Below are 21,386 nucleotides of genomic sequence, written 5' to 3' on the forward strand. Positions count from 1 at the left end.
GGTCCTGGCCTATCTCCGTGAGTACGAGGACGACCTGGTGCTGTGCGTGAACAACTTCTCCCGCTTCGCCCAGCCCACCGAACTCGATCTGCGTGCCTACGACGGACGTCATCCCGTGGAGCTCATCGGCGGGGTGCGCTTCCCCGCCATCGGCGAGCTGCCGTATCTGCTGACCCTCGCCGGCCATGGCTTCTACTGGTTCCGGCTCACCCGAGTCGCATCCCGCATCGGCCGACGAGCTTGAGCGTGCGCCGAGGAAAGGACGCGTCACCATGCAGAAGACCGCATCGCTGAGCCCCAGACGGGGCGTCGTCACCGGGCCCATGGCCTCGCTCGCCGGGCTGCTGCGCGAGTGGCTGCCGCGCCAGCGCTGGTTCGCGGGCAAGGACCGGCCGGTCACGGACCTCAGTCTGCTGTCCGTCACCGAGCTGTTTCCGGGCTGTCTGCATCTCCTGGTACACGCGGGGCACTCCGCGGTGCCCGCGCCCAGCGGCGCCGCGCCCGCCGGTGACTGCTACCAACTCCTCCTCGGCGTACGCAAGAACCTCTCGCCGAGGCTCGGCCGGGCCCTGATCGGCCGGGCCGAGGAGGGCCCGCTCGCCGGGCTGCTGGTCTACGACGCGCTGCAGGACCCCCGCTCGGCACAGCTGCTCCTGGACCGGCTGCGCCACCCCGGCGCGGCGGGCCCCCTGCGCTTCGAGGCCGACCCGGCCGTGCAGGTGCCCGCCGGTCTGGCGCCGCGCGTCCTGGAGGCCGAGCAGTCCAACTCCTCGCTGGTGTACGGCGACGCGTTCATCCTGAAGGTCTTCCGGCGCATCCAGCCCGGCGTCAACCCCGACCTCGAGGTGTCGGGGGCGCTGGCCGCGCAGGGCTGCCGCCGGGTACCGGCACCCGTGGCATGGTTCAGGACCACGCACCCCCAGGAGGCGACCCTCGGCGTGCTGCAGCCGTTCCTGCCGGACGCCTCCGACGGCTGGACGCTGGCGCTGCAGGCGCTGGCCTCCGGTGAGGACTTCACCGCGCAGGCCCGTGCGCTCGGCCGGGCCACCGCGGACGTACATCTGGCGCTGGCCGCCGCGTTCCCCGCCGGGCCGCACGACGAGAACGGGCGGACCGTGGCGGACATGACCGAGCGGCTGGTCTCCGCGGCGCACTGCGTGCCGGCGCTGCACCCCTATGTGCCCGGTCTGCGCAGCGCGTTCGGCGCGCTGGTCACCTGCGATTCCGGGCCGCCCGCCCAGCGCATCCACGGCGACCTGCACCTGGGTCAGGTGCTGCGGGCGGGCCGCGACTGGTTCGTCATCGACTTCGAGGGCGAGCCGTCCCGTCCGCTCGCCGAACGGCGCAGCCCCCAGTCGCCGTTGCGGGACATCGCGGGCATGCTGCGCTCCTTCGACTACGCGGCACGGCAACGCCGCCCCTGGCGCCCGGAATGGGCCCGCCGCTGCCGCGAGGCGTACTGCGCGGGCTACGCCGACCGGGCCGCCTGGGACCCCCGCAAGAAGCACGCGCTGCTGCGTGCCTATGAGACCGACCGAGCCGTGTACGAGGTCCTGTACGAAGCCCGGCACCGACCGGACTGGCTCCCCGTACCGATGGCGGCGATCGAGCGTCTCGCCGTGAGAGGAGGCTGAACCCGTGGCCCTGCGTGACACCTCGCTTCCCGAGTCCTCCGGCCCGCTGGTCGCCCCGAGCGGCGCCGCGCCCGCCCTGGATCCGGCCGAGCGCGAGCGCCTGCTGTCCGGCAGGCATCACGATCCGCACGCGCTGCTGGGCGCCCACCCGGTGGACGGCGCGGTCGTCATCCGGGCCCTGCGCCCGTACGCCCGCTCGGTGCATGTCGTCGTCGGCGGGCAGAGACATGCCCTGACGTCGGAGGGCGACGGTCTGTTCTCCGCCGTACTGCCGCTCGACGCGGTCCCCGAGTACACGCTGGCGGTGGCGTACGCCGACGGCGAGCACGAGACGGCGGACCCGTACCGCTTCCTGCCCGCCCTCGGCGAACTCGATCTGCACCTCATCCGCGAGGGCCGGCACGAGCAGCTGTGGAAGGCGCTCGGCGCCGAGCCGATGACCCACCAGGGCGTGACCGGGACCCGGTTCACGGTGTGGGCGCCCAATGCCCAAGGGGTCCGCGTCGCCGGGGAGTTCACCTGCTGGGACGGGACGGCGCTGCCCATGCGCTCGATGGGCTCGTCCGGGGTGTGGGAGCTGTTCGTGCCCGGTATCGGCGAGGGCGCACGCTACAAGTTCGAGATCACCTCCCGCCACGGCGGCCGCTTCCTCAAGGCGGACCCGATGGCGCGGCGCACCGAGGCGCCGCCCGCGACGGCCTCCGTGGTGACGGCCTCGCACTACGAGTGGGGCGACGCGGACTGGATGGCGCACCGCGGGGACGTCCCCGTGCACGAGGCGCCGTTCTCCGTCTACGAGGTCCATCTCGGCTCCTGGCGACCTGGGCTGACGTACCGTCAACTCGCTGAGCAGCTGCCGGAGTACGTGCGGCATCTGGGCTTCACCCACGTCGAGTTCATGCCGCTCGCCGAGCACCCCTTCGGTCCCTCCTGGGGCTATCAGGTCACCGGCTTCTACGCGCCGACCGCACGGCTCGGCACGCCCGACGACCTCAGGTATCTGATCGACTCGCTGCACCGGGCCGGCATCGGTGTGATCATGGACTGGGTGCCCGCCCACTTCCCCAAGGACGACTGGGCGTTGGCGCGGTTCGACGGCGATCCGCTGTACGAGCCGGGAGACTCACGGCGTGCCGAGCATCCCGACTGGGGTACCTACGAGTTCGACTTCGGGCGCGTCGAGGTGCGCAACTTCCTTGTGGCGAACGCCGTTTACTGGTGCGAGGAGTTCCACATCGACGGCCTGCGCGTGGACGCCGTGGCCTCCATGCTCTACCTGGACTACTCGCGCGACTCGGGCCAGTGGACACCGAATGTGCACGGCGGGCGCGAGGACCTGGACGCGATGGCGTTCCTGCAGGAGATGAACGCGACCGTGTACCGCCGGGCGCCCGGTGTGGTGACGATCGCCGAGGAGTCGACGGCCTGGGGCGGCGTGACCCGCCCCACCGACAGCGGCGGTCTTGGCTTCGGGCTGAAGTGGAACATGGGCTGGATGCACGACTCGCTCGGCTATATGAGCCACGAGCCGGTGCACCGCAAGTACCACCACAACGAGATGACGTTCTCGATGGTGTACGCCTACAGCGAGAACTACGTCCTGCCCATCTCGCACGACGAAGTCGTCCACGGCAAGCAGGCGCTGGTGTCGAAGATGCCCGGCGACTGGTGGCAGCGCCGGGCCGACCACCGTGCCTATCTGGGCTTCATGTGGGCCCATCCCGGCAAGCAACTCCTGTTCATGGGGCAGGAGTTCGCACAGGGTTCCGAGTGGTCGCAGGAGCACGGCCCGGACTGGTGGCTGCTCGACCCCGGCTACGGCGCCGAGGCCGACCACCGGGGGGTGCGCGACCTGGTCCGCGATCTCAACGGCATCTACCGCTCAACCCCCACACTGTGGCAGCGGGACACCGAACCGGGCGGTTTCCAGTGGGTGTTGGGGGACGCGGCCGACGACAACGTCTTCGCGTTCCTGCGCTACGCCACCGACGGCACCCCGCTGCTGTCGGTCTCCAACTTCTCCCCCGTCGTCCGCCACGACTACCGCCTCTGGGCGCCCGACCGCATCCCCGCCTGGCGGGAGATCCTCAACACGGACGCCGCGCGCTACGGCGGCAGTGACGTCATCAACCCCGACGACGTCAAGGTCGAGGAGGAACGGATCACGCTCACCCTGCCGCCGCTCGCGACGGTCTGGCTCACCCCCTTGCAGTGACGAAAGCGGGGTACTCGGTGATGTCGTAGACCCGGCGATGTCACAGAGAGGCGGCCTCAGTGCGGACCGTCGGAGTGGAAGAGGAACTCCTCCTGGTGGACCCGGAGACCGGCGAGCCCAAGGTGCTGTCCACCGCGGTGCTCGCCCGGGCGGAGCAGGACGACCCGGGCCAGGAGGTGTTCGAGAAGGAGCTCTACGGCCAGATGCTGGAGTTCGCCACGCACCCGCAGGCCGACATGGCGGACCTGAGCACGGAGATCGTCCGCTGCCGTAAGGAGGCCGCCCGGCACGCCGGGGAGATCGGGTGCACGGTGGCCGCCCTGGCCAGCTCACCGCTGCCGGTGAGCCCGTCCCTCGGCAGGGGCCGCCGCTACGAGTGGATGGCCGAGCAGTTCGGCATCGCCGCCCAGGAGCAGCTGGTGTGCGGCTGCCATGTCCATGTGGCCGTCGAGTCCGACGAGGAGGGCGTCGCGGTCCTCGACCGCATCCGGCCCTGGCTGTCGGTCCTCAGCGCGCTGAGCGTCAACTCCCCCTTCTGGCAGGGCAAGGACACCTGCTACGACAGCTACCGCAGCCAGGTCTGGCAGCGCTGGCCGTCGGCCGGGCCGACCGAGCCGTTCGGATCGGCCGAGCGCTATCACCGGCGGGTGGCCGACATGGTCGCGAGCGGAGTGATCCTCGACGAGGGGATGGTGTACTTCGACGCCCGGCTCTCCCAGCGGTATCCCACGGTGGAGATCCGCGTGGCCGACGTCTGTCTGCACGCCTCCACGGCGGTGCTCGTCGCTCTGCTGGCCCGGGGGCTCGTGGAGACCGCGGCCCGCGAGTGGCGGGCCGGGCGTGAACCGGCGGACCACAGCGTGAACCTGCTGCGGATGGCCGCCTGGCGGGCCGCGCGTTCCGGCCTCGACGGGGAACTGCTGCACCCGGCGACCATGCGCCGGATGCCCGCCGACTCGGTGGTGGCCGCCCTGCTGGAGCACACCGGGCAGGCGCTCACCGACAGCGACGACCTGGAGCGCGCCCGGGTGGGCTGTGCCCAACTCCTCGACGACGGCACCGGCGCACGGATCCAGCGCAGGCTCCTGGAGCAGACCGGAAGCCTGCGCGAGGTCGTCACGGCGTGCGCCCGGCACACCCGGACCTGACCCCGAGAGCCGCTGCGCGCACGGGAGTTCACATCCCCGGTACATGCCGAGATCATCACGGGTGTGCAACTTCACAAGTTCTGGTCACCATCCGCACTGAGCTGGGCTAGATTCGAGCACCGTCGACAACGGAACTCGTCGACGTGGTCACCCTCCGTACAGCCCAGGAGCAGCGCATGCGCGACTTCGCCCTCGCTCCCCCCAGTGTCTCGCCCCTGACCGGCGGGCTGGCCGACAGCATCTTCGAGACGGCGGCCCTCGACCCCACCCTTCCGCTGCTCGCCCGCCGGCCCGACCCCTCCTCCACCACCTGGGAGGAGGTCACCGCCGTGGAGGTGCGCGACCAGGTCGTCGATCTGGCGAAAGGCCTGATCGCGTCCGGTATCTCACCGGGCCACCGCGTGGCGATCATGGCGCGGACCCGGTACGAGTGGACGGTGCTCTCCTACGCCCTGTGGGCCGTGGGGGCCGAGATCGTCCCCATCTACCCGACCTCCTCGCGCGACCAGGTGGAGTGGATCCTCAGGGACGCCGGCTGTGTGGCCGTGCTGGTGGAGGACGAGCAGGCGGTGATGACGGTCGGCTCGGTGTGCGGGGCGCTGCCGCAGCTGCGCCACGTCTGGCAGCTGGACGCGGGCGCGCTGGAGGACCTGGTCCAGCGCGGCACGTACATCCCGCTCGCCACGGTCGAGTCCATGCGCCGCATCGTGCTGCCGGACTCCACCGCCGCCGTCACCTACACCTCCGGCACCACGGGCCATCCCCTGGGCTGCGCGCTGAGCCACCGCAATCTGGCGAGCCCCTGCGACACCCTCCTCGCGGGCTGGGGCCACACGGTGATCCCGCCGGGCGAGAAGCAGGGCACCGTCCTCGCCTTCCTGCCGTTCTCACACGTCTACGGCCTGATGGTGCAGGGGCTGTGCATCCGCGGCGGCATGCTGATGGGGCACGAACCCGATCTCAGCGAGGAAGCGCTGTCCGCCTCGCTGAAGTCCTTCCGTCCCACGTACATCTGTGCCGTCCCCTCCCTCTTCGAGCGGATCTACAAGAACTTCCTGCGCGCCGCCCAGGAGTCGGGCCGCGGCGCCCTGTTCGAGCGGGCCGCCGACACCGCGCGGGACTTCGCCGCCGCCAACGAACGCCACCGGCTGGGCGGCGGTTCGGGCCCCGGCTTCGATCTGCGGCTGCAGCACGCCCTGTTCGAGCGGACGGTGTACCGCAAGCTGCGCGCCGCACTCGGCGGCCGGGTGTGCCGGGCCTCGTCCGGGGGCTCGACCCTCAGCCGTGAACTGTCCCTGTTCTTCGAGGGGATCGGCATCTACGTCAACGACGGGTACGGCCTGACCGAGTCCGCCGGCGGTGTCACGGCACAGCCGCTGGGCCGCGAGATGTCGGGCACGGTGGGACAGGCCCTGCCGGGCACGGAGATCATGGTGGCCGACGACGGCGAGATCCTGGTGCGCGGCCCGTCGGTGTTCCAGGGCTACGTCAACAACGAGCCGGCGACGCGGGCCGCGCTGCGCGGCGCCTGGCTGGCCACGGGTGACCTGGGGCGGCTGGACTCGGAGGGCTATCTGACGATCACCGGCCGCAAGAAGGACATCATCGTCACCAGCGGCGGCAAGAGCGTCGCCCCGGCCGCCCTGGAGCAGCGGCTGCGCATGCATCCGATGATCCATCAGGCGGTCGTCGTGGGCGACAACCGCCCCTGCGTGGGGGCCCTGATCACCCTGGACCCGCAGTTCCTGGCGTACTGGCGCGGCACCCTGGCGCTGCAGGCGGGCAGCCCGAGCCGGGAGGCCCGCGAGGAGAACGCGCTGCGGGAGGAGATCGGACGGGCCGTGGCCGCCGCCAACAGCGCGGTCTCGCGCACGGAGTCGATCCGGGTCTTCCGGGTGCTCGCGGAGCCGTTCGACATGAGCAACGGTCTGCTGACGCCGTCCATGAAGCTGCGCCGGGACGCGATCGTCAAGCACTACGCCTTCGAGATCGACGCGATGTACCAGGCCCGTACCCGCGCGCCGCGACAGACGGTGCCGGACGAGCTCTCCAGCTGGGACGAGGCGGACAACGTGTTCCGCTGAGGACGCGTGACCCTCCGTGATCGAGCCGGATGTGACGGTTCAGAAATGCTTGACCTCCGCCTGCTTGGGAACGTGGACACTCCAGAGATACGAGTGCCGGAAAGGCGGCGCCGAAGAGACGGGGCGGGAAAGGTGAGATGGCGACCGAACCGCGTTGGAACAAGACGCCGACTCCCGGGGAGATACCCGAACGGATCACTCGGTTCCCCGGCGAGCTGCACAACGTTACGGACGCCCGCCTCGACGCGGAGCGTTTCCTGGAGGACCTTGCGGAGGTGACACCCCCTGCGACACAGGAGCACTGGGACGACGTGCTGCTGGTCGTCACGGAGCTCGCCGCCAACGCGATCCAGTACGCGCCGGGGCCGTTCGAGCTGAGGATGCGCAGGACCTTCGACGGCGTCCATGTGGTCATGCACGACACGAGCACCGTTCCTCCGGCGCCCCGCCCCTTCCATCCCGACGGCGGGGGCGGTGGGGTCGGCTGGCATCTCCTGCATGCCCTGTGCGACCAGATCAGCGTCGCCACGGACGACAGCGGGAAGGACATCCACCTCTTCCTGCCCTGGTGAAGTCCTCCCGCACCGGTGAAGTCCTGCGGCCCCGGTGAAGCTGATCGCGGGGTTCTACGCCGGCTGCTCGGCGCCCGGCACGTGCCGGTCCGCGGCACGCAGCGGGACCAGCAGGCTGATCGTCTTGCCGCCCCTGGGGCGTCGCTCGATGGTGATGTCCCGTGCCAGCCGGATGATCAGCGGCCAGCCGTACCCGCTGCCCTGATGCACCGCGGGCAGGGCGCCGGAGCCGTAGGCCGGGTCCGGCACGACGTCGCTGTTGTCCTGGACGGTGATCCGGACCCCGCCGAGCGCCGGGGTGACGTCGAATCCCGCCAGACCGTCACCGTGCCGGATCGCGTTGGTGACGAGTTCGGACACGACGAGGAGCAGATCGATGACGTCTGCCTCACGTGCCGTGCGGACGGCCGACTCCCACTGCTCCCGTACCACTGCCCGCGTGTATGCGCGGGCGGCGGCAGCAGTGGTCACCTGCATCGTGGCTCGTGTCCCGCCGGGCCGGTTCACTGCTCCTCCACCATCCACAGCCCTCCATGCTCAAGGTTCGGTCGATCGGTTCCGCCGCTGCCGGCGTGGCCGATATCTGTCCCACAACAGCAGCTACCCGGCCCGCTCGTTTGCAATCGGCACGACGTGCCCCGCAGACCCGGCACACGGTTCGCGCATGCCCGTGCATGAGGCTCGTGATCAGGGGTAACCGCGCAGGACCGCTGTAGTACCCGTAGCTGTTGGAGGTAACCGTGTCCATGGCCCACACCCCTCTGTCCGTCGAGGTCAGTCTGCCCGCGCAGGACGTGGCGCTCATCACGGTGAAGGGCTATCTGGACGTCGACACCGCGACGGAGTTCGAACACCATCTGGCCAACCAGCTGCATCACGGGCGGCGGCATTTCCTGCTCGATCTCTCGGAAGTGCCGTTCATGGACTCCTCGGGCCTGAGGATCATCCTGCACGTCTACCAGGAGGCCCGTGAACTGCCCGGAAGCGTCCACATCATCTCGCCCACGCCGGCCGTGCAACGGGTCCTCGATCTCACGGGTGTGAGCATCACGGTGCCGGTGTCCCAGAGCGCCGAGGAGGCGCTCGTCCGCATCCTCCAGGCGCAGGAGTGATCCCGGTCGTGGTGGGACCGGTGGACCGGACGAGGTCCTGGGCAACCTTTGGCCATGGTTAAGGTTGTCGCCCGACGACAGTCGACAACAGCCGACAGAGTTGCTCCCCCCGCACCCGACTTGCGGAGGGTCGCCCCGTGCGACGCGGACGACTCGGATGAGGAGTGAGCACGTGCCGGAGCAGGAAGCCGCCGGAACACAGGGATCGCCCGCGGAGGAGGTCGGTGGGTTCCTCCGCCGCCGCCGGGAGCAGATCGCCCAGCGCTGGGCCGACGAGTCCATGTTCCGCAGCGTGTTCACCGTGTCCAGGGACGAGGCCGCCGAGGCGGCACGGCATGTCGTCGACGCGCTGGCCGACGTCGCGGACACCGGGCGGATGCACGACACGGACGCCGCCGGATTCACCGTGGTGCGCGAGCAGTTGGCGCGGATGGGCGCCGCCCGCTCCCGCGCCGGATTCACCACGGCGCAGGTGTCGGCCGAGGTCGACGCGCTGCGCCCGCCCGTGCTGAACCTGCTGATCGCCGATCTCCCGGACGCACCGGCCGATTAGATACGCGACTGCACGACGGCGCTGACCGTGCTGATGGGCACGCTGCGGCTGGTCGTTCTGGACACCGCACTGTCGGAGGGCCAGGCCCTCATCGAGCGGCAGCAGCTCCAGCTGCTCGAAGTGGCCACGCCCGTCATCAAGTTGTGGGACGGCATCGTGGCCGTGCCGCTGATCGGAACGCTCGACAGTGCGCGCAGCCAGGTCGTGATGGAGACGCTGCTGGAAGCCATCGTGGAGCAGCACGCCCGCTTCGCGATCCTCGACATCACCGGGGTGCCGACGGTCGACTCGCTCGTGGCGCAGCACCTGATGAAGACGGTCGCGGCCGCCCGGCTGATGGGCGCCGAGTGCGTCGTCTCCGGCATCCGGCCCGCGATCGCGCAGACCATCGTCCATCTCGGTCTGGATCTCGGCACGGTGGTCACCCGGGCCAGCCTGGCCGACGCGCTGGCCTACGCCCTGCACGAGCTGGGTTCCGGCATCATCAGTCCGGCGACGGGCGGTGCGGGACCCCGGTGAGCGAGCACTTCGACCGCCCTGCCTCCGCCCATGTCCCGGTGCTCCGGCTGGGCGACGTCCTGCTGGTCACCCTGCAGGGCGATCTGTACGACAGCGCGGCCCAGCAGCTCCAGGAGGACATCGGCGCGACGATCGCGACCAGCGGCGTGACCGGTGTGGTCATCGACATCTCCGGCATGGAGATCGTCGACTCCTTCCTGGGCCGTGTCCTGGCGGAGATCGCGGCGCAGTCCTCGCTGCTCGCCGCCCGCACGGTGGTGGCCGGGATGCGGCCCGCCGTCGCGATCACGCTGGTGGAGCTCGGGCTGACGTTGCCGGGACTGCGTACCGCCCTGAACACCGAGGCGGCCATGGACCTGCTCGCCCGCACCGGACCGGGCTCCGGTGACGGCCCCTTCGCCGCGGGGCATCCGTGATGCCGACGTCCGCAGGCGTGGAAGCCTGCCTGCCGATCCGCTCGGACATGGATCTGGTGTGGGTGCGGCAGCACGTGCGGCAGGCCGCGAGCCTCCTCGGCTTCGGTCTGGTGGAGCAGACGAAGCTGGTCACCGCGGCGAGCGAACTCGCCCGCAACACCCTCGTGCACGGCGGCGGCGGCCGGATGGACTCGGCCCGGGTGACCCGCAACAGGGCGGTGGGGCTGCAACTGGCCTTCTGCGACGAGGGCCCCGGCATCGCGGACCTGGAACAGGCACTGAGCGACGGGTACACCTCGGGCGGCGGCCTGGGCATGGGGCTCGGCGGCGCCCGGCGGCTGGTGCACGAGTTCTCCCTGGAGAGCACCGTGGGCGTGGGCACCACGGTGACGGTCGTCTCCTGGGTGTCCGCTCCGCCGAGGCCGCGCGAGGAGTTCTGATGCCCCTCGTATGGGACGTTCCCGTGCATGACTCGACCCGGGTGCGCGACGCCCGGGTCGCCGCGGAGCGCGCCGCCGCCGCGACCGGTCTCGACGCGGACCGTACGGCGGCGGTCTCGCTGGTGGCGACCGAGCTGGCCACGAACCTGGTCAAGCACGCCCGGGGCGGGCAGCTCCTGGTCGAGCTCGTGCCCGCGCCCTTTCCTGCCGACACCCCCACACCGGTGCTGCTGGTGCAGATAGCCGCGATCGACCACGGTCCCGGCATCGGCGACGTCCCCGCCGCCCTCAGCGACGGTTTCTCCACGGCCCGCTCGCTGGGCGCGGGCCTGGGCACCTGCCGGCGCGTCGCCGACGACTTCACTCTGCACAGCGCACCGGGACGCGGCACGGTGGCGCTGGCCCGGATCGGTACCGCCGCCGCGCGGGGCGCCGGACCGGCCGTGACACACGAGCTGCGGGCCGGTGGCGTCAATGTGCCGTTCGGCGGGGCGGAGACCTCGGGCGACGCCTGGGCGTGGGTCCGGTCGGGAGAGCGCGCCACCTTGATGCTGGCCGACGGACTGGGGCACGGTCCGCAGGCGGCGCGCGCCTCGACCGCCGCGGTGGAGGCACTGCACGGCTGCGCCCACCTGACCCCCGCCGAGTGCCTGCGGCAGCTCGACACCGCCCTGAGGGGCACCCGCGGAGCCGCCGTCGCCGTCGCCCAGGTCGACAGCGGCGCCGGACTGCTCCGCTTCGCCGGCATCGGCAACATCGGCGCCCGGCTGCGCGAGGGCGACACCTGGCGCCATCTGCTCTCCCGCCCCGGCATCGTCGGCGTCCACCGTCCCGGGACGCTGCGCGAGGAGCGGCTGCCGTGGGCGGCCGACCGGACGCTGGTCCTGCACAGCGACGGCCTGCCCAGCCGGTGGACGCCGCCGGCCGGCACGGAACTGCTGTCCGCCGACCCGGCCGTCGTCGCGGCGGTGACCCTGCGCGACGCGGGCAGCGCCGCCCGGCCGGTCCGGGACGACACCGCAGTGGCCGTACTGGCCCCGACCCCACGGGACCGTGGATGAAACGCACCTGGCAGATCGACGACGTCACCGAGGCGGCCCGGGCCCGTATCGCCACCGCCCGGCTGGCAGCCGCGTACGGCGTTCCCGCCCTGGACCGCACCCGGCTGACCACCGCGCTCAGCGCCCAGCTGCGCCAGTGCCTGACCAAGGGCGGCGCCTGGCTGCTCACGCTCGACGTCACCGCGGGCGGGGCGGAACCGGGGGCGCTGCACGTGTCGCTGGTCCCCTGCGACCCGGCGCAGTCCGCCGCGCAGCCCCCGTGGCGCGCCACCGTCGACTGCCCCGGGGCCGCGGCCCCGGTGGACGGCTGCGAGCCGCCGGACGAGGCGCCGGAGCCGGCCGAGTCGCTGCTCTGGGCCGACGAGGACACGGCGGTGGTGCTGGAGAAGCTCGCCGACCAGGAGGAGCTGGTCGCCTTCCACCGGGAGGAGCTGCACCAGACCAATCAGGGTGTGGTGGCGCTGCACGCGGAGCTGGACGCGGCCGGGCGCGCGCAGCGGGAGGCCTTCGCCGCCGAGCGCAAGGCCCGCAGGGAGGCGGAGAAGGCCTCACGGCGGCTGACCTTCCTGGCGAACACCAGCGCCGTACTGACCTCGTCGCTCAACCACGAGGAGATCGTGCGCCGGCTGCCCGAGCTGCTCGTGCCCGAGTACGCCCGCAGCGTCGACGTCTGGCTGTTCGACGGCGACGGCGACCGGCAGCCCCCGACGCCCCACCCGGCCGCCGCGGTCGTCGCGGCCCGCAGCGGGCGCCCGCAGTACGCCGGGCCGGGCCCCGGCGGGCTGCCCGGGGTCGACGACCAGCCGCCGTCGGCGCTCGACCCCGAACTGCCCCTGCTGTGCATCCCGTTGCCGACGCGCCGGGCACCGCTCGGGGTGCTGACCCTGGCGCCGCCCGGTGACGGCTGGGACCCCGACGACGCCGTCATGCTGATCGAACTCGCCCGGCGGGCGAGCATCGCGATCGACAACGCCCGGCGCTTCGAGCACCACCGCGACATCGCCGAGACGCTCCAGCGGGCCCTGCTCACGGACCTGCCGACGACACCGGGGCTGCGGCTGGCCGCCCGCTATCTGCCGGCCACCCACGGACTGAACATCGGCGGCGACTGGTACGACGCGTTCCGTCAGCCCGACGGCAGCCTGATCACGGTCATCGGTGACGTCACCGGCCACGGCCTGCACGCGGCCGTGATGATGAGTCAACTGCGCACGGCACTGCGCGCGTACGCCGTGGACGGCGGCAGCCCCGGCACCCTGCTGACCCGGCTGCACACCTTCCTGCACCATCTGCAGCCCGACCTGTACGCCACCGCGGTCATCGCCCGCTTCCACCCCGCCGAGCCCACGCTCACCTGGGCCGCCGCGGGCCACCCGCCGCCGGTGCTGCGCACCCCCGACGGGCGGGTGCACACGCTGGACCAGAAGCCGGGTGCCATGCTCGGCATCCCGCTGCACCAGGAGATCGACGACCACACGGTGAGCCTGCCGCCCGGTTCGACACTGGCCCTGTACACGGACGGACTGGTCGAACGGCGCGCGCGGGGCATCGACCCGGGCATCGCCCGCCTCGCCCACGCGCTCGAAGACCTCCCGCCCCACGCGCTGGAGGGCGACCTGGACGGCTCGGCGGACCGCATCCTCGACCCGCTGCTCAGCGACTCCGAACGCGACGACGACATCTGCCTGCTCCTGTGCCACATCGCCACGGACCTGGCCTAGAACGACCGGCAGATCGATCATTTTGTTTCCCTTTCCCGATGCGTGTCGCAACCCGGGAGGGCATGGTGGTGCTCGACGCGTTCGTCTGCCTGCCGCACCCAGCTGGCGGAACGGCTGAAGGCACGGTGGGATCGATGTGGTGCAAGCAGCGATCCAGGGCATGCGAAGGGCGTCGGTTGCAGACCGCCTGGAGCCGCAGAGAGGGATGAACACCGTGACACGACCCAGGATCCTGGTGGTTGGCGCAGGTTTCGCCGGCGTGGGGTGCGTGCGCCGCCTGGAGCGGAAACTCGCGCCGGACGAGGCGGACGTCACCCTGGTGACGCCGTTCTCCTATCAGCTCTACCTGCCGCTGCTGCCCCAGGTCGCCTCCGGCGTCCTGACACCCCAGTCGGTCGCCGTCTCGCTGCGCCGCAGCAAGCGGTACCGCACCCGGATCATCCCGGGCGGGGCCATCGGCGTCGACCTGAAGTCCAAGGTGTGTGTGATCCGCACCATCACGGACCAGATCATCAACGAGCGCTACGACTACATCGTGCTGGCCCCCGGCAGCATCACCCGCACCTTCGACATCCCGGGGCTCACCGAGCACGCCTTCGGGATGAAGACCCTTGCCGAGGCCGCCTACATCCGCGATCACGTCATCTCCCAGCTCGATCTGGCGGACGCCAGCGACGACCCCGCGGAGCGCGCCTCGCGGCTGCAGTTCGTGGTGGTCGGCGGCGGATACGCCGGCACCGAGACGGCGGCCTGTCTGCAGAAGCTGACGCACGCGGCCGTCAAGCGCTATCCCCGTATCGACCCGGGGCTGATCAAGTGGCACCTCATCGACATCGCCCCGAAGCTGATGCCGGAGCTGGGCGACAAGCTCGGGCGCTCCGCGCAGGAGATCCTGGCGCGCCGCGGCATCGACGTCTCCCTGGGCGTCTCCATCGAGAAGGCGGGGCCCGAGGAGGTCACCTTCACCGACGGCCGCGTGGTGCCCACCCGCACCCTGATCTGGACCGCCGGTGTCGTCGCGAGCCCGCTCATCTCCACACTCGGCGCGGAGACCGTGCGGGGCCGGCTCGCGGTGAACGCCGAGATGACCCTGCCCGGTCAGGACGGTGTCTTCGCCCTCGGGGACGCCGCGGCCGTGCCGGACGAGGCCAAGGGGGAAGAGGGCGCGATCTGCCCGCCCACCGCCCAGCACGCGATGCGGCAGGGCACGCACGTCGCCGACAACGTCGTGGCGACCCTGCGCAACCAGCCGCTGACGCCGTACGTCCACAAGGACCTCGGACTGGTCGTCGACCTCGGCGGCAAGGATGCGGTCTCCAAGCCGCTCGGCGTCGAACTGCACGGGCTGCCCGCCCAGTTCGCCGCCCGCGGCTACCACTGGTGGGCCCTGCGCACCAATGTCGCCAAGGTACGGGTGGCGACGAACTGGACGCTCAACGCCGTCGCGGGCGACGACTTCGTGCGCACCGGATTCCAGGCCCGCAAGGCCGCGCGGCTGAAGGACTTCGAGTTCACGGACGCCTATATGACGCCGGAACAGGTACGGACCCATGTCGAGGGGGCGGAGCACAAGGAGGCATGAGCCGGTGCGCACGCCCCGCGCACGTCATGCGATGCTGAGAGCCGGATCATGAGGTGACGCGGGAGAGAGTACGGCGGCGTGAGGACAGCGGGTGGGTCGGTCCGGGCGCGGCTGCGCGGTCTCGTCGCCGCGTCCGATCCCGGGCTGCTGCGGCTGGCCGCGGGCCTGCGGACCGTGGGATCCATCGCCCTCACGCTCGCCGTGCTCTCCGCGTTCGGGGCCGGTGTCCAGCTGCTGGTGGCCGGTGCCATCGCGGCCATGGTCTCCACCTTCGCCATCCGGGAGAAGCAGCGCTCCCAGCAGGCGGTGACGCTGGCCCTGGGTCTGCCGGTGGCGCTGGCCTCGGTCTCGCTCGCGGCGGTCCTGCACTCGCGGGTCGTCGGCGGTGACCTCTTCTTCGTCGTCCTCATCTTCTGCGCCGTCTACGCCCGGCGGTTCGGGGACCGGGGCACCGCGCTGGGGCTGATCGGCTTCCAGGTCTACTTCATGTCCCTGTTCGTCGGCGCCACCGTCTCGACGCTGCCGACGCTGTGGGGAGTCGTCGCCGTCGCCGCCGCGTGCAGTGCGGTGGTGCGCTTCGCGCTCGTGCCCGAGACCCCGGCGGGGATCCTGGAGCGGCTGCGCGAGGCCTTCCGGGCCCGGCTGGCGCAGCTCGTGACCGCACAGCTCGCGCTGCTCGACGCCGGTCCGGACGAGAGCGACAAGGCGCTCGATGACGTACGCGACGGGACCTCGCGTCTGCACGAGACCGCCATGATGATCCAGGGCCGGCTGGAGGAGGGAACCGCCGACGCGGCCATGGCCCGGCTCGTGCAGCGCCGTGTCGCGGACGCGGAGATCGCCGCCGAGCGGCTCGGGCTGCTGCTGCTGAACGCCCGCAGCGCCGAGCGAGCGGACACGCTGACCCTGCATCTGCCGGGCGCGCCCGTGCCGCCCGCGGGGAACCGACTGCCCGCGGGCGACGAGGCGACCGCCACCCTGAGCCGCGATCTGGAGGCGCTACGGCTGCTGGTGCTGCGGCCCGTCTCCCAGGGCACCGGCGCGGGCCTCGCGCAGCTGCGCAACCGGCTGCTGGGCTATCGCGACGAGGAGAATCTGCCGAAGGCCTCGTCCGCCGTCCAGGACGTCTTCCGCGGCATCGGCGAGGCCGCCCGCGCGGTGCTCGGGCTGCGGATCGCGCTCGGCGCGGCGCCCGACGACGCCGACGACACCCCCTCGACGGCCCGCTCGCGTGAGGAGCTGGACGCCGAGGACGCGGCGATCGACGCGAGCGAGGAGAGCGCGGAGGAGCCGAAGGAGGGCCTGGAGCGGCCCACCACGCGGGCGGCCGTGCAGGTGGCCGTGGGGTCGTCACTGGCGATCGTCGGCGGCGAGTTCCTGTCCAGCCAGCGCTGGTACTGGGCGGTGCTGACCTGCTGGATCGTGTTCATCAACACGGCCTCGACCGGTGAGATCCTCGTCAAGGGCTACCGGCGGCTGCTGGGCACGGTGCTCGGGGTCGTGGCGGGACTGCTGCTCGCGGGCCTGGTCGGGCACCACACCTGGACGGCGTTCGTACTGGTCCTGCTGTGTGTGTTCGCGATGTTCTACACGGCACCGCTGTCGTACACGCTGATGTCGTTCTTCGTCACCGCCGCGCTCGGCGTGCTCTACACCCTGCTGCACACCTACAGCCTGTCGGTGCTGGTGCTGCGCGTGGAGGAGACGGCGCTCGGCGCGGCCTGCGGGATCATCGCGGCGGCGTTCGTGCTGCCGGTGCACACGGACCGCCGTACCAACGACCTCCTGGTCACCGTGCTGGACCGGCTCGCCGATGTCACCGAGGCCGCCGTGGACCAGCTCAGTGGTGGGGACCCGGCCGAACTGCTCGACAAGGCGCGCGACCTGGACCAGGCGCTCGCGGACCTGCGTGCGGCCACCCAGCCACTGACCCACCCGGTCACGCCGATGCGGGCACGGCGCGACACCGCGCGCTATCTGGTCGCGCTCCTGGAGACGTGCGCGTATCACGCGCGTTCGCTGGCCGCGATGGCCGAGCTGCTGCCGACGCATCCGTCGATCGCCGCGGATCCCCGGCTGCGGCGGGCCGGCCGGCGCATCCTGCGCAACATCGGCTCCATCGCGGCCCGGGTCGCGGACGACAGCGCCGCCGTGGAGGTCGAGACGGGGGCGAGCATCGCCGCCCTCCTGGAGAACGAACTGCCCGGCGCTTCGCGCTACGGCCGCATCACCGACCGGGTGCTCAGACATCTCCAGCGTCTCGACGAGGCGGTGGTGGGCCTGGCCCGGCCGCTCAAGGTACCGGTGGCGGCACCCAAGCGCTGACCGTCCGCCGCAGGTGAGCCCCTGCCGCCCTCAGAAGTCGGTCGGCAGACCGCTGGCCTCGGCGATGCCACGCAGTTCCTCGTCCTGGTGGTGCCGGGCCGGGATCGAAAGCGGCATTCTCGTCGGCGACCCGCGCGGTGCGGGGTCTGGCCCGGCCGCTCAAAGTGCCGGTGGCAGCACCCAAGCGGTGACCGTCCGCCGCGAGTGAGCCCCTGCCGCCCTCAGAAGTCCGTCGGCAGACCGCTGGCCTCGGCGATGCCACGCAGTTCCTCGTCCTGGTGGTGCCGTGCTCGGATGTAGTCGGCGATCTCGCCCAGTCGGTCGGGGTCGGAGGCGGTGTCCGCGTCGGTGATCACCCGGACCGGGCCGTTGTCGCCGAGGTCGATCTCGACGACCTCGTTGTCCAGTCGGCCGGTGACCGCGGCGGCGATGACCAGGGCGGCCTCGTCGCGGACCTCCTGCGACAGGCCGTCCCCCTGGTCGCCCTCCAGTGCGAAGTCCACGGCGGGCAGCCGCTGTTCCTCCAGCGCGCGCAGGACCGGCTCGACCACGCCGAGCAGCTGGCGGTAGTCCTCCGTGTCCATCCGGGCGCGCAGGAGACCGAGATAGAGGTCGACGGGCCGGTGCTCCGGTGGAAACTCGGATTCGTTCATCCGGACCGTGTGCCCAATCCTGCGCGTATCAGACACGGTCCCCATGCGTGTCGGACGCGATCGCCCCGCACATCAGACCCGGCGCCAGCGGGCCATGGCGAACGAGAACAGCCCGAACAGGACGAGACCGGCCGCGACACAGACCAGCAACGCCGGGCCGAGCGGGGTGTGCGCGAACGAGCGCAGGGTGTCGTCCATGCCCTTGGCCCGGTCCGGTGCGTAGTCGACGGCGGCGCGCACGGCGAAGGCCCCCGCGGCGGTGAACACCAGCCCGCGTGCCACCCCGCCGCCCACACCGGTGATGTCCACCAGCCGCCGGGACCACCGGGACATCTCGCCGCGCTTGAGTTCGTCGTGGTAGGAGCGGCGTATCGCCCCTACGGCGATCCAAACACCGGCCACGGCGACGCCGGCGCCGACCGCGCCCACGAGCCACTGCCCGGCGGGCAGGTCCAGGGCGCGTGCCGTGATGTCACGGGACCGCTGGTCGCTGGATCCGGTGCCGCCGCCGTGCGGGCCGGCCGCGAACATCAGCACGGAGTAGGCGACGACCACGTAGAAGACGAAGCGGCCGGCCGCGAGCAGCCGCTTGCGTGCCGTACGGCCGTCGGGCCCGACCGAGCCGAAGACGGCCTCGGAGAGCCGCCACACCGCCATGCCGGCCAGCCCGAGGCCCAGGGCCCACAGCAGGACGGCGCCGAGCGGCTGGCGGGCGAGTGTGTCGACGGCGCCGCCCTGGTCGGCCTGCTTGCCGGTGTCACCGAAGGCGATCTGCAGAGCGAGGACGCCGACCACCAGATAGATCGCGCCGCGTGCGCTGAGCCCCGCCCGGGCGGCGCCCTCCGTCACCGAGCCGCGTGCCGCCCTCTTCGCTTCGAGCCCGCTGGTCCGCGCCATGGCACTCGCGTTCATGTGCACCTCCCCGAATCCGGAGGGACCCGCCGTCGGCCGGTCCCTCCGGAGTGCCGTCATGTCCTGCGCATACGCGTGCCCCGCAATCCGCGGTCCACCGCACGACTTGTGCGCCCCCGTGCTTCTCTCCGAACAGAGCGCGGCGCGGAGTGCCGAACACTCCGCGCCGCGCACCGTGAAGGTCACTACACCTTGATCTGCTTCGCTTCCACCGGGGCCTCGGACGTGGCCGCCAGCATCGCGTGTGCGGCGTCCAGGGCCTGCCGGATGTCGCGTGTGCCGGTCGACACGCACAGCGTGTAGGCGAGGTCCTGCGCCCGCGGGCCGACCCGGCCCGTACCCGTCTCGGCGTCCTCGGCCCGTGCCGACTCGTACTCCTCGACGAGTCTGCGCAGGACGGCGGGATGAGGCATCAGCATCGTGCGGTACTCCTGGTTCGCTCGGGGTGGGTCATGCCTCGGTGGTCCGTCCGCGCCGGTTCCGCTGTCCCAGCGCCTCGGCGCGCACCCGGGCGCAGCTGCGGCTGATGAGCCGGGAGACGTGCATCTGGGAGATGCCGAGCTGGTCGGCTATGCGGCTCTGCGTCATGTCCTCGAAGTAGCGCATGTAGAGAATGGCGCGCTCGCGCTCGGGCAGGTGGCGCAGGCCTTCCTTGGCGGACTCGCGGTCGATCACGATGTCGTACGAGGAGTCCGACGTGCCGAGCGTGTCCGCGAGGCTGTAGCCGTCGTCGTCGCGGGAGAGTTCGGCGTCCAGCGAGAGGGTGCTGTAGCTTTCGAGCGCCTCCAGGCCGGTGTTCACCTCGTCCTCGGTGAGCCCGGTGTGGGCGGCGAGGTCGGCGGGGGTGGGTTCGGGGGCGCCCGGGGTCTGGATGAGGTCGCGGCGGGCGACGCGTACTTTGTTGCGCAGTTCCTGCACCCGGCGGGGCACCCGCAGGGCCCACATCCGGTCGCGGAAGTGCCGCTTGATCTCGCCGGTGACGGTGGGCACGGCGTAGCTCTCGAAGGCGCCGCGTTCGGGGTCGAACCGGTCTATCGCCTTGACCAGGCCGAGCGCGGCGACCTGGCGAAGGTCTTCGAGGGACTCGCCGCGGTCGCGGAAGCGGCCGGCGATCCGGTGGGCCATGGGCAGCCACGCCTTGGTGAGTTCGTCCCGCACCGCGTCCCGCTCGGGGCCGTTGTCCAGGGTGGCGAGGCGGGCGAAGAGCTGGGCCGTGTCCGGTGCGTCGTCGTGCCGTCGCCCCTTCTGGGCGACCGATCGGGCCTGCGTGGCGGGCGTGCTTGCCGACGTGTCGATGAGCATGCGGAATCGCTCCTGAACGAGGGGGTCAGGGACTTACCGCGGGAACGTGGACGCCCGGACCGACAGAAGGGGGCCCGGGGCAGCCATGCCGCTCCCGCTGGCGCGCCTCCGGTCCGAAGCACGAACCTCCGTATGCCCTCACCCCGCAGGACCAAACACATATGCCGAAATGGAACGAAAGTCAGCGCAGCGGGACGACGGCGGTGATGCACTTGCCGCCCGCGGGCAGCTCGGCCACGCGGACGTCGCGGGCCAGCCGGCACACGATGGGCCAGCCGTGTCCGCCGACCCGCTGCCGCCGCAGCAGGTCCGCGTTGTCCCTGGCGACGGGCAGCCGGTCGCTGCGGTCGCACACCGAGACGCGCACGCCGCTGCCGAGGACGTCGACGCGGAAGTCGGTGACGCCGCCGCCGTGCAGGATCGCGTTGGTCGTCAGTTCGGAGACGACGAGCAGGGCGTCGTCGAGGGCGGCCGGGTCGCAGCGGGTGCAGGTGGTCCGGAAGCGTTCGGCGACCGCTCGCTCCACCGCCCTTCGCGCGTCGGCAGGTTTGCACGACCGCGGTGGCATGGTCCGCTGTGCGCCCGGTCGACGGAGGGTGGATTCGGTCGTGTGCTCCTCGCACATCGCCTGGCTCCCTGTGATCGCTGGTGAGCCGGCTTGCTCATGCGGGGGGAAGCGAAGCCGGATCCGGTCCCGCCCGCGGTCGTCGCCGTGTCCGGACGTCGTCCTCACGGACACGTGATTCCCCCGCCCGTTCGCGGCGGTTGTGCCCACCGCCGCGCGAGCACCGCGGGCTCTGTTGTTCGGCTCACCTGCCGCGGCCCCCTCAAACCTTCCGCCGGACACGGAAACTCCCGGCCATCACGGTGCTCTTGGCGGGTACGCGAATGTCATGACGGATGTCGTGGACTCGGACGAGCTGCTTCGGCGCATCCAGCGCGCACGCGACTGTGCCCGGCAGGAGGAGGAGACGTGGCGGGCACGGGGCGAGGGCCTGCGCGCGACCGATCCGGAGGCCGCACGCGAGGCCTCGGTGCGGACCGTCGCCTATGAGGCGGTGCTCAGGGTGCTGGACGAGATCGTGACCCCGGGCGAACACACCGCACAGGACTGACGTCCGGGCGGCCCGGTCCCCG

At 71.7% G+C, this 21,386-nt stretch carries 20 protein-coding genes and 1 pseudogene; 15 read left to right on the forward strand and 6 right to left on the reverse strand.

Annotated features, from left to right (window positions below):
- The 6 genes from MQN93_RS21410 to MQN93_RS21435 all read left to right on the forward strand — a co-directional run.
- A partial coding sequence (locus MQN93_RS21410) for an alpha-glucosidase C-terminal domain-containing protein (RefSeq protein WP_242710839.1) occupies positions 1–244 on the forward strand: 244 nt, incomplete at its 5' end.
- A gap of 28 nt (positions 245–272) precedes the next feature.
- Positions 273–1,634 carry a maltokinase N-terminal cap-like domain-containing protein gene (locus MQN93_RS21415; protein WP_016433153.1) on the forward strand — a complete coding sequence of 454 codons (1,362 nt, stop codon included), beginning with the start codon at positions 273–275 and terminating at the stop codon, positions 1,632–1,634.
- A 4-nt stretch (positions 1,635–1,638) separates the two neighbouring features.
- Positions 1,639–3,849: a 1,4-alpha-glucan branching enzyme gene (gene glgB / locus MQN93_RS21420; protein WP_242710840.1), complete on the forward strand. Its 2,211-nt coding sequence runs from the start codon at positions 1,639–1,641 to the stop codon at positions 3,847–3,849.
- Positions 3,850–3,908: 59 nt separating this feature from the next.
- Positions 3,909–4,997 (forward strand): glutamate--cysteine ligase 2, encoded by a 1,089-nt coding sequence (locus MQN93_RS21425; RefSeq protein ID WP_242710841.1) that lies wholly within the window; start codon positions 3,909–3,911, stop codon positions 4,995–4,997.
- Between the two features lie 176 nt (positions 4,998–5,173).
- The gene (locus tag MQN93_RS21430; protein ID WP_242710842.1) at positions 5,174–7,081 is read left to right on the forward strand and encodes an AMP-dependent synthetase/ligase; all 1,908 of its coding nucleotides are present in this window, start codon (positions 5,174–5,176) and stop codon (positions 7,079–7,081) included.
- A gap of 137 nt (positions 7,082–7,218) precedes the next feature.
- Positions 7,219–7,653: an ATP-binding protein gene (locus tag MQN93_RS21435; RefSeq protein ID WP_016433157.1), complete on the forward strand. Its 435-nt coding sequence runs from the start codon at positions 7,219–7,221 to the stop codon at positions 7,651–7,653.
- Between the two features lie 54 nt (positions 7,654–7,707).
- On the opposite strand, the gene MQN93_RS21440 is transcribed toward MQN93_RS21435, so the two are convergent.
- Entirely contained in the window at positions 7,708–8,130 is a 423-nt protein-coding gene (locus MQN93_RS21440; protein WP_242710843.1) for an ATP-binding protein, read from the reverse strand.
- 269 nt (positions 8,131–8,399) lie between these two features.
- Here MQN93_RS21440 and MQN93_RS21445 point away from each other — a divergent pair, with 269 nt between their 5' ends.
- The 8 genes and pseudogenes from MQN93_RS21445 (at position 8,400) to MQN93_RS21480 (ending at position 17,382) form a co-directional block, all read left to right on the forward strand.
- On the forward strand, positions 8,400–8,765 hold the full coding sequence (locus MQN93_RS21445) for an STAS domain-containing protein (protein WP_016433159.1): 366 nt from the start codon (positions 8,400–8,402) through the stop codon (positions 8,763–8,765).
- Between the two features lie 172 nt (positions 8,766–8,937).
- Positions 8,938–9,837 (forward strand): annotated as a pseudogene (locus MQN93_RS21450) (STAS domain-containing protein).
- Positions 9,834–10,253 carry an STAS domain-containing protein gene (locus MQN93_RS21455; protein WP_016433161.1) on the forward strand — a complete coding sequence of 140 codons (420 nt, stop codon included), beginning with the start codon at positions 9,834–9,836 and terminating at the stop codon, positions 10,251–10,253. Before MQN93_RS21450 ends, MQN93_RS21455 begins: the two are co-directional and overlap by 4 nt.
- On the forward strand, positions 10,253–10,693 hold the full coding sequence (locus MQN93_RS21460) for an anti-sigma regulatory factor (protein ID WP_016433162.1): 441 nt from the start codon (positions 10,253–10,255) through the stop codon (positions 10,691–10,693). Before MQN93_RS21455 ends, MQN93_RS21460 begins: the two co-directional genes overlap by 1 nt.
- On the forward strand, positions 10,693–11,754 hold the full coding sequence (locus MQN93_RS21465; RefSeq protein WP_242710844.1) for a SpoIIE family protein phosphatase: 1,062 nt from the start codon (positions 10,693–10,695) through the stop codon (positions 11,752–11,754). Before MQN93_RS21460 ends, MQN93_RS21465 begins: the two co-directional genes overlap by 1 nt.
- Positions 11,751–13,475 (forward strand): PP2C family protein-serine/threonine phosphatase, encoded by a 1,725-nt coding sequence (locus tag MQN93_RS21470; protein ID WP_242710845.1) that lies wholly within the window; start codon positions 11,751–11,753, stop codon positions 13,473–13,475. The genes MQN93_RS21465 and MQN93_RS21470 overlap by 4 nt, the downstream gene beginning before the upstream one ends.
- Positions 13,476–13,680: 205 nt before the next feature.
- Complete coding sequence (locus tag MQN93_RS21475) at positions 13,681–15,057, forward strand: NAD(P)/FAD-dependent oxidoreductase (protein ID WP_016433165.1); 1,377 nt, start codon at positions 13,681–13,683, stop codon at positions 15,055–15,057.
- Positions 15,058–15,135: 78 nt separating this feature from the next.
- Positions 15,136–17,382 carry an FUSC family protein gene (locus MQN93_RS21480; protein WP_242710846.1) on the forward strand — a complete coding sequence of 749 codons (2,247 nt, stop codon included), beginning with the start codon at positions 15,136–15,138 and terminating at the stop codon, positions 17,380–17,382.
- Positions 17,383–17,603: 221 nt separating this feature from the next.
- On the opposite strand, the gene MQN93_RS21485 is transcribed toward MQN93_RS21480, so the two are convergent.
- The 5 genes from MQN93_RS21485 to MQN93_RS21505 all read right to left on the reverse strand — a co-directional run bounded on the left by MQN93_RS21485 (position 17,604) and on the right by MQN93_RS21505 (position 20,874).
- Complete coding sequence (locus tag MQN93_RS21485; protein ID WP_016433167.1) at positions 17,604–18,035, reverse strand: hypothetical protein; 432 nt, start codon at positions 18,033–18,035, stop codon at positions 17,604–17,606.
- A gap of 72 nt (positions 18,036–18,107) precedes the next feature.
- On the reverse strand, positions 18,108–18,947 hold the full coding sequence (locus tag MQN93_RS21490) for a DUF1206 domain-containing protein (protein ID WP_242710847.1): 840 nt from the start codon (positions 18,945–18,947) through the stop codon (positions 18,108–18,110).
- A gap of 185 nt (positions 18,948–19,132) precedes the next feature.
- On the reverse strand, positions 19,133–19,366 hold the full coding sequence (locus MQN93_RS21495; RefSeq protein ID WP_016433169.1) for a DUF5133 domain-containing protein: 234 nt from the start codon (positions 19,364–19,366) through the stop codon (positions 19,133–19,135).
- 31 nt (positions 19,367–19,397) lie between these two features.
- Positions 19,398–20,249 (reverse strand): SigB/SigF/SigG family RNA polymerase sigma factor, encoded by an 852-nt coding sequence (locus tag MQN93_RS21500; RefSeq protein ID WP_016433170.1) that lies wholly within the window; start codon positions 20,247–20,249, stop codon positions 19,398–19,400.
- A 181-nt stretch (positions 20,250–20,430) separates the two neighbouring features.
- Positions 20,431–20,874 carry an ATP-binding protein gene (locus MQN93_RS21505; RefSeq protein ID WP_242710848.1) on the reverse strand — a complete coding sequence of 148 codons (444 nt, stop codon included), beginning with the start codon at positions 20,872–20,874 and terminating at the stop codon, positions 20,431–20,433.
- 268 nt (positions 20,875–21,142) lie between these two features.
- Here MQN93_RS21505 and MQN93_RS21510 point away from each other — a divergent pair, with 268 nt between their 5' ends.
- Positions 21,143–21,364 carry a hypothetical protein gene (locus MQN93_RS21510; protein ID WP_016433172.1) on the forward strand — a complete coding sequence of 74 codons (222 nt, stop codon included), beginning with the start codon at positions 21,143–21,145 and terminating at the stop codon, positions 21,362–21,364.
- Positions 21,365–21,386 lie beyond the last annotated feature (22 nt).

Origin of the sequence: Streptomyces spinosisporus (genome assembly GCF_022698145.1) — a bacterium.
Classification (GTDB): domain Bacteria; phylum Actinomycetota; class Actinomycetes; order Streptomycetales; family Streptomycetaceae; genus Streptomyces; species Streptomyces spinosisporus.

Excerpts from the sequence above, each read along its gene's own strand:
- MQN93_RS21485 (WP_016433167.1), bottom strand. The coding sequence starts at position 18,035 with ATGAACGAATCCGAGTTTCCACCGGAGCACCGGCCCGTCGACCTCTAT.
- MQN93_RS21490 (WP_242710847.1), bottom strand. The coding sequence starts at position 18,947 with ATGAACGCGAGTGCCATGGCGCGGACCAGCGGGCTCGAAGCGAAGAGG.
- MQN93_RS21460 (WP_016433162.1), top strand. The coding sequence starts at position 10,253 with ATGCCGACGTCCGCAGGCGTGGAAGCCTGCCTGCCGATCCGCTCGGAC.
- MQN93_RS21495 (WP_016433169.1), bottom strand. The coding sequence starts at position 19,366 with ATGCTGATGCCTCATCCCGCCGTCCTGCGCAGACTCGTCGAGGAGTAC.
- MQN93_RS21505 (WP_242710848.1), bottom strand. The coding sequence starts at position 20,874 with ATGTGCGAGGAGCACACGACCGAATCCACCCTCCGTCGACCGGGCGCA.
- MQN93_RS21430 (WP_242710842.1), top strand. The coding sequence starts at position 5,174 with ATGCGCGACTTCGCCCTCGCTCCCCCCAGTGTCTCGCCCCTGACCGGC.
- MQN93_RS21470 (WP_242710845.1), top strand. The coding sequence starts at position 11,751 with ATGAAACGCACCTGGCAGATCGACGACGTCACCGAGGCGGCCCGGGCC.
- MQN93_RS21440 (WP_242710843.1), bottom strand. The coding sequence starts at position 8,130 with ATGCAGGTGACCACTGCTGCCGCCGCCCGCGCATACACGCGGGCAGTG.
- MQN93_RS21435 (WP_016433157.1), top strand. The coding sequence starts at position 7,219 with ATGGCGACCGAACCGCGTTGGAACAAGACGCCGACTCCCGGGGAGATA.
- MQN93_RS21500 (WP_016433170.1), bottom strand. The coding sequence starts at position 20,249 with ATGCTCATCGACACGTCGGCAAGCACGCCCGCCACGCAGGCCCGATCG.
- MQN93_RS21415 (WP_016433153.1), top strand. The coding sequence starts at position 273 with ATGCAGAAGACCGCATCGCTGAGCCCCAGACGGGGCGTCGTCACCGGG.
- MQN93_RS21465 (WP_242710844.1), top strand. The coding sequence starts at position 10,693 with ATGCCCCTCGTATGGGACGTTCCCGTGCATGACTCGACCCGGGTGCGC.
- MQN93_RS21510 (WP_016433172.1), top strand. The coding sequence starts at position 21,143 with ATGACGGATGTCGTGGACTCGGACGAGCTGCTTCGGCGCATCCAGCGC.
- MQN93_RS21445 (WP_016433159.1), top strand. The coding sequence starts at position 8,400 with ATGGCCCACACCCCTCTGTCCGTCGAGGTCAGTCTGCCCGCGCAGGAC.
- MQN93_RS21475 (WP_016433165.1), top strand. The coding sequence starts at position 13,681 with ATGAACACCGTGACACGACCCAGGATCCTGGTGGTTGGCGCAGGTTTC.